The organism is Desulfovibrio sp. SGI.169, from assembly GCF_050313595.1.
Lineage (GTDB): Bacteria > Desulfobacterota > Desulfovibrionia > Desulfovibrionales > Desulfovibrionaceae > Desulfovibrio.
Genome location: NZ_JBNPLS010000054.1, coordinates 1 through 5,978, shown reverse-complemented (window position 1 = coordinate 5,978; position 5,978 = coordinate 1). Strand labels below are relative to the sequence as shown.

Annotated in this window: 8 protein-coding genes; 6 read left to right on the top strand and 2 right to left on the bottom strand. The window is 62.8% G+C overall.

Going from position 1 to position 5,978, the window contains the following annotated elements:
* The 4 genes from ACQRA4_RS13425 to ACQRA4_RS13410 all read left to right on the top strand — a co-directional run.
* The coding region (locus tag ACQRA4_RS13425; RefSeq protein WP_427823566.1) for a DUF6402 family protein at positions 1 to 966 on the top strand (966 nt) is incomplete at its 5' end.
* A 495-nt stretch (positions 967 to 1,461) separates the two neighbouring features.
* Positions 1,462 to 1,851 (top strand): phage tail protein, encoded by a 390-nt coding sequence (locus tag ACQRA4_RS13420; RefSeq protein WP_427823565.1) that lies wholly within the window; start codon positions 1,462 to 1,464, stop codon positions 1,849 to 1,851.
* The gene (locus ACQRA4_RS13415) at positions 1,851 to 2,192 is read left to right on the top strand and encodes a GPW/gp25 family protein (protein ID WP_427823564.1); all 342 of its coding nucleotides are present in this window, start codon (positions 1,851 to 1,853) and stop codon (positions 2,190 to 2,192) included. The genes ACQRA4_RS13420 and ACQRA4_RS13415 overlap by 1 nt, the downstream gene beginning before the upstream one ends.
* Positions 2,179 to 3,309, top strand: a complete 1,131-nt coding sequence (locus tag ACQRA4_RS13410) for a baseplate assembly protein (protein ID WP_427823563.1) — start codon at positions 2,179 to 2,181, stop codon at positions 3,307 to 3,309. The genes ACQRA4_RS13415 and ACQRA4_RS13410 overlap by 14 nt, the downstream gene beginning before the upstream one ends.
* Positions 3,310 to 3,441: 132 nt before the next feature.
* Here ACQRA4_RS13410 and ACQRA4_RS13405 read toward each other — a convergent pair whose 3' ends face one another.
* Together ACQRA4_RS13405 and ACQRA4_RS13400 are read right to left on the bottom strand one after the other, a co-directional pair.
* On the bottom strand, positions 3,442 to 3,804 hold the full coding sequence (locus ACQRA4_RS13405) for a helix-turn-helix transcriptional regulator (RefSeq protein WP_427823562.1): 363 nt from the start codon (positions 3,802 to 3,804) through the stop codon (positions 3,442 to 3,444).
* Positions 3,773 to 4,081: a type II toxin-antitoxin system RelE family toxin gene (locus ACQRA4_RS13400; RefSeq protein ID WP_427823561.1), complete on the bottom strand. Its 309-nt coding sequence runs from the start codon at positions 4,079 to 4,081 to the stop codon at positions 3,773 to 3,775. The genes ACQRA4_RS13405 and ACQRA4_RS13400 overlap by 32 nt, the downstream gene beginning before the upstream one ends.
* Before the next feature lie 50 nt (positions 4,082 to 4,131).
* Between ACQRA4_RS13400 and ACQRA4_RS13395 the strand changes: the two genes are divergently transcribed.
* Positions 4,132 to 4,953 (top strand): phage tail protein I, encoded by an 822-nt coding sequence (locus tag ACQRA4_RS13395; RefSeq protein WP_427823560.1) that lies wholly within the window; start codon positions 4,132 to 4,134, stop codon positions 4,951 to 4,953.
* Complete coding sequence (locus ACQRA4_RS13390; protein ID WP_427823559.1) at positions 4,938 to 5,900, top strand: phage tail protein; 963 nt, start codon at positions 4,938 to 4,940, stop codon at positions 5,898 to 5,900. Before ACQRA4_RS13395 ends, ACQRA4_RS13390 begins: the two co-directional genes overlap by 16 nt.
* The last annotated feature ends 78 nt before the right edge of the window (positions 5,901 to 5,978 follow it).

Here is a 5,978-nt window from a genome sequence, read left to right as displayed (position 1 = left end):
CACCTGACCGATGGCGTTATGCCCGGCTCCGGCCAGTCCGGCCCGCCGGTGGGCGGCGGCCCGGGCGGAAACCCTGGCGGCGATTCCGGCGGGGAGGGGCGGAGCCACGAGGAAAAGCGCTTTGACGCTCTCTGGGCAGAAGCGTCCGCCAGTGCTTCCGAACTGGACAGGCTTTTGCTCTGCCTGCCGGACATAGCGGCGGCAAAAGCGGAGCGCCAGCCCACTTCCGAAGACCGCCAGGGCTGGCTCTATCTGCGTGAGATGTTTCTGCGCTGGTTCACTGGTGTGGCCAGCATGGATGCAAATTCCTGCCATGAGGCGTTCTGGGTCGCCTGGGAATGGGCCATGAGCTACAAAAGAGCCAGTTATGCCTATGCGCGCTTTATAGACCCGGCCTATGAGGAAGAACAGCGGGAAAGAAATATCTACTCGCAAGCCGCGCTGGAGCAGCTTGGCCTCATTTTGTGCCGCGAAGGCTGTCTTGATCCGGCAAAAGAAGCTGTGGACTTCGATTTCATCCAAAGTGACTGGCGGCAATGGGAGGCTTTTTATCATACGCTGTGCAGCGTACCTCGCTGGCCGGACAGCGATGGTCTCATGGCCGCGCTGGCGGGTTTTACGTTGCGCGCTCTGGCCGCCGGAAGGGCGGAAAACCTCGGTGACGGGCGCTGGCGCATTACTGTGACGCGCGTAGCCGTCTTTGTTCATGACAGTTTCAATTTTGCCGAGGATGACAGCTATTTTGCCAACAATCTTGGTAAATGGAGTTGTATTCATCTTGATGGAGGTGAGAACAGCGTTTCTCCAGAAACGGAGCACGATTATGTTTCACTGAGGAATAACGATTTCAGAAACTTCAGGGAGAAATACGGATTTGGAAATGATTTTCTGGTACTCTCCCAGCCCCATATTGTTGAAAATTTCAAAGAGGTAAGCTATGTTACGACATGCATATGCAAAGACTAGTCCGGTACATTGTGCTTGCCTTGTTGGCATGGATAGTGCTCAACGCCCATCTCATGGGCATGGCACTGTTGGGAATTGGCATATACCCCAACGATTCCCGCTTTATATTTTGCGCACTATCTGGAAGTGTCTGGCTGAATTCTGTGGAACCCTGCGCGTTACTGCTCATAACGCAAATCTTCATATTGATGGCTGGTCTTTCAATCTGGTTTTGGCGTCCCAATCTGCTTACGGCCACAGTGTTGTCCCTGGCGGGCATGTTTGGGGGGCCTTTTGCCGTTTGGGCCCTGGGTTATCCTCAATCTTCCATACCTGTCGCAAGCGTGGTTTTCCTTGTCGGATTTTTGTTGCACCACATCTGGCGCAAACATGCCGCGTCTCGCTCAGTACCGCGTCCCTGACAGGGGCGCGCCCGTCTGTCTCGCACCACTCGTTTTTTCCGTTTGCCGCCGTTAGCAACGCGCTTGCAATTCTTCATCCCCGGAAGGCTCTGTCATGATGTATCAGGGCCTTCTGGGGGCTTTCCCCTTCACAGTCTCCGAGTTTGAGGTCTGCACCTTCCGCGACCTCAAGGTGTCGCGCGAGCAGGTTTACGCCGAGCACAAGACCCTGGCCGGCCTGCCCAGGCTTCAGCATACGGGCCGCAACCTCGACCCCATTTCCCTTGCCGTGCAGATTGTGCCGCTGACGGCGGTTTCCACCGTGGGGTTGCGCCTGCGCGCCCTGGCCGCCGTGGCCGAATCCGGCGACGAGCTGCCGCTGGTCATCGGCCTCAGGTATTACGGCCTCTTTGTTCTCAAAAGCTACGAAATCACCCACCGCCAGTTGCACCACGGCGTGACCCTGGCGGCGGAAGCGCAACTGTCTCTCATGGAGTACCACTGATGCCCATGACGCTGACTGTCGACATGTCCCGGCCCGCCGTGGCGCGCGTGGGCGCGCGCGGGCTGGCGGGTCTGGAACAGGAAATCCGCATGACGCTTGCCACGCGAAAAGGTTCCGTGCCGCTGGACAGGGACTTTGGCCTGAGCTGGGATTTTGTGGACATGCCGCTGGCCGAGGCCATGCAGCGCATGGTGGCCGACATCGGTCGGCAACTGGAAAAATACGTTCCCCGCATCCGTGTGCGGGACATCGGCTTTGCCGGCGACGCACCCGTGGAAGGCGCGCTGCAACCCGTTGTCACTGTGGAGATACGCGAGGAGTATGCCCATGAGTTCCGTTAACCTTGCCGCGCTGCCCGACGTGAGCTTTGCCGGGGCCGACGCCGCTAGGGTGGAAGCCGCCGTGCTCACGGCCTATGAAGGGCTGACCGGCCTCACGCTGCAACCGGGCGACCCGGTGCGGCTCTTCCTGGAATCGCTGGCCTATACGGTCAGCGTGCAGAACCAGCTCATTGACCTGGCGGGCAAGCAAAATCTGCTGGCGTATGCCCGTGGGGCCCATCTGGATCATCTGGGCGCGCTCATGGGCGAAACGCGCATTGCCGCGCAGTCCGCGCGCGTCATGCTGCGTTTTGAACTGGCGGAGCCGCTGGCCTTTGCCGTGCCCATTCCGGCGGGTTCCCGCGCCTCCACCAGAGACGGCGCCCTTCTTTTCGCCACGGCCCTTGATGCCGAAATACCGGCGGGCCAGAGCGGCGTGGAGGTTCCGGCGCTTTGCGCCAGCCCGGGAGCCGCCGGCACGGGCCTTGTGCCCGGCCAGATTTCGCGGCTTGTGGACCCGCTGCCCCATGTGACCGGCGTGGGCAATGTCACCATATCCAGCGAGGGCGCGGATGTGGAAGACGACGAGCGCCTGCGCGAACGCATCCGCATGGCGCCGGAATCCTACACCGTGGCGGGCAGCGCTGGGGCCTATGAAGCCCGCGCGCTGGGCGTCAGCGCCGATATTCTGGCCGTGGCCGTGGACAGCCCCGAACCGGGAGTGGTGGACGTGCGTTTTGTGCTCACGGACGGCGAACTGCCGGACGCGGCCATGATTGCCCTGGTGCGGGATGGCCTGTCCGCCGAAACGGTGCGCCCGCTTACCGACAGGCTGCTTGTGGACGCGCCGGACGTGGTGGAATACGCCGTGACAGGGCGCTGGTATCTGCGCCGGGCGGATGCCGCCCTGCTGTCCGGCGTGAGCCGCGCCGTGGAACAGGCTGTGGAAAGCTTTCGCCTCTGGCAGCGCGGCCAGCCCGGTCGGGACATCAACCCCAGCCGCCTCATCGCGCTGGTGCAGCAGGCCGGGGCCAAGCGTGTGGCGCTGGACAGCCCGGCCTTTACGCCGCTCACGGCCACGCAAGTGGCGCGGGAAACGGAAATTGTATTGTCCTTTGGCGGTCTGGAAGATGAATGATGCGCGGGAATGCGGAAGGCCCGTTCAGCGCCGGGGATGGCGCTGGCCGAGCCGGAACCCGCTTCCGGCGAAGTGAGAGCGGGTGCGGTACAGGATGCGCCGCCGAGCGGCATCTGGAGGATGAATGATGGTCTACAGGAATATCCGATACGGCACAGCAAACAGCGACGCCAGCTTTCGGGCCGCGTTACGCGAAATGGGGCGTTTGCCGCTTTCCCATTCGGAAACGCGCGCCTGTGTCACCTGTACGGCCTCAGCCAGTTGCGCCTGCGTCATGTCACACTTGTTGCGATATCCTCGCAACAGCATGGCAGGGGAGCGCTCCGGAAAGACATCGTCTATGCTGTGCGATGGCTCGCCCTCACTGTCCATAGGGCGCAGGGCATGGCCGGAGAGCGCAAACAGCCCCTCCAGCCCGGCGACGACCGCCGCGGCGCTTGCGGCCGGCACGCGCAGCACAATCTCAGTCAAGTCGCCGGTAGTCTGCATTTTCATGAGAGCCTGCATATATCACCTCGATGATCCGCACCGTGTTGTCAGCTACCGTCCAGATAGCAACGTAACGGGGTTTTCCGCCATTCAGATGGCAATGATAATATTCGCCGCGCTTGTTGCGCATCTTGCTGAAATTGCGCCAGGAAGGCTGCATCGGGCCGGACAGCTCCATGTCTGTGGCGAGGGTCAGCAGACTGTCCCGGATGTGCTGTGGCAACTTGCACGCCTGTTTCGCGGCTTTGTTGCTGAATCGTACTTTCCAGTATCGTGCGGCCATGCTCTATATATATCATTTTTGGATATATTGTCAACGGAGAGGGAACGCTGATGGCAAAACGTCTGGGCCTCACTCCATTCCACGAGCTGCTGGCGCATTCCATTGCCGCCGACCCCACCATGCGCGCGGTTGCCGACGCCCTGGACGGCGTGCTCAACGCCGCCACGCGGGCCATCCCCAATGTGCTGCTCTATGCCCGTCTGGCGCGCGATACGGGCTTTGTGGAGCCGGTTCCCATGCTCGCGCCCCTCACGCGTCTGGCGGAACAGTCCGGCGGCCTGGCCGAACTGTCGGCGGAATTGCTCGACCTGCTGGCCTGGCAGCTCCATGTGGAGGGCTATGAGGCGGCGGTCAACGCGCAGGCCAAGCGGGAGATGATCAGCGCCAGTCTGCTTCTGCACCGCGGGCGCGGCACGCCCTGGGCCGTGCGCAACGGCCTGGAAAGCGCCCTGCGTATTCCGGCAACCGTCAGCGAGTGGTTTGATTACGGCGGCAAGCCCTACTTTTTCCGCGTCCGGCTGGATGTGAGCCAAAGCGCCTGGGGGGAAAGCATGGCGGCTGATGCCGTCCGGCTGATTTTCGACAACAAGAACGTGCGTTCCTGGCTGGATTGTCTTGAAACCGCCACGCGGCGTCCTTTGCCTGTATCCGTGGCGCTGGGCGGCGTGAGCCGCACCCTGACCCGTCCGCGCCTCTGGTTTCCGCCGGTGACGCCGCCGCCTTTGCCGATCCGCGCGGCGGTCGCCTCCCGTGGCGTCACCCGCTCCGGCGTCAGCCCCGTGGGGCCCGCGCCGCGCCCGCCGCGTCCGCGCCGCATGGCCGGATTCGCGGCCAAAATCATTACCCGGAGTGCCCTATGTCCGATGATCTGACCTCTGTGCGGGCCACCGTGCCCGCTGATGTCCCGGAGTCCCTGCCTGACCTGGATGATGCCCCGTCCAGCGAGGCCCCGCGGTATTACTGCCTGCTCACCAATGCGGGCGCGGCTCTGGAAGCCGCCGCCCACGCCGCCGGCAAGCCCGTGCGCCTCTCCCATGTAGCCGTGGGCGACGGCAAGGGCGCTGTGCCCGAACCCGCCGTGGGCGTGACCGCCCTGGCCGGCGAGGTCTACCGCCGCCCCATCGACAGCCTGAGTCAGGACGAGGATGACCCCAACATCGCCTGGATACACATGGTCATTCCGGCGGATGTGGGCGGTTTCTGGATTCGCGAATTCGGCATCTGGGCCGAGCCGCTGGAAGAGGGCGGCGAGCCCGTGCTTTACGCCTACGGCAACCACGCGCCCTATTACAAGCTCAGGCGCGTGCTGGGCCAGGCCACCACGCACGAGCTGTCCATCCCGCTGGTGCTGTCCTCCACGGCTGATGTTGAGATAGTCATCGCCGAAGCGGGCTACGCCTCCCGGCTGGAGCTGCTGCATCTCTCCGGCATTGTGGAGGCCCTGCGCCATGCGCGGGAGGCGGTCTGGACACTCACGGAAGATGTGCCCGAGGGCGGCGCGCTGACCCTGCCGGACGGCCTTGGCTACGCGCCGGGCCGCAACCTGGTGGAGCTGAGCTGGGACGGCCTGACCTGCCATCCCGGCCGGCAGTTTGAAGAAGTTGCCCTGTCCGGAGCGCCGGAAAGCACGACCCTGAAGCTGCTTTTTGCCGCCCCGGCGGGCAGCGAGTTCCGCGCGCTGGTGCGCGGTTACAACCTGCAACCCAGACTGCCGGAAAGCGATTTGCCCCAGGGGCTGGAAGCCAGAATGAACGCCCTGGAGCAAACTGTTGCCAGAGTGGCTGACGGCGCGGTCTATGTGACCCCGCCTGTGGAATAACCCTAACCGACAAGGAGTGATTGTGATGGCCAAAGCAATTTTGAACGCTTCTATCCCCTCACATACTCAAATTATAAT

Coding starts and splice junctions, on each gene's coding strand:
- ACQRA4_RS13395 (WP_427823560.1), top strand. CDS start 4,132: ATGGCAAAACGTCTGGGCCTCACTCCATTCCACGAGCTGCTGGCGCAT.
- ACQRA4_RS13390 (WP_427823559.1), top strand. CDS start 4,938: ATGTCCGATGATCTGACCTCTGTGCGGGCCACCGTGCCCGCTGATGTC.
- ACQRA4_RS13405 (WP_427823562.1), bottom strand. CDS start 3,804: ATGAAAATGCAGACTACCGGCGACTTGACTGAGATTGTGCTGCGCGTG.
- ACQRA4_RS13410 (WP_427823563.1), top strand. CDS start 2,179: ATGAGTTCCGTTAACCTTGCCGCGCTGCCCGACGTGAGCTTTGCCGGG.
- ACQRA4_RS13415 (WP_427823564.1), top strand. CDS start 1,851: ATGCCCATGACGCTGACTGTCGACATGTCCCGGCCCGCCGTGGCGCGC.
- ACQRA4_RS13400 (WP_427823561.1), bottom strand. CDS start 4,081: ATGGCCGCACGATACTGGAAAGTACGATTCAGCAACAAAGCCGCGAAA.
- ACQRA4_RS13420 (WP_427823565.1), top strand. CDS start 1,462: ATGATGTATCAGGGCCTTCTGGGGGCTTTCCCCTTCACAGTCTCCGAG.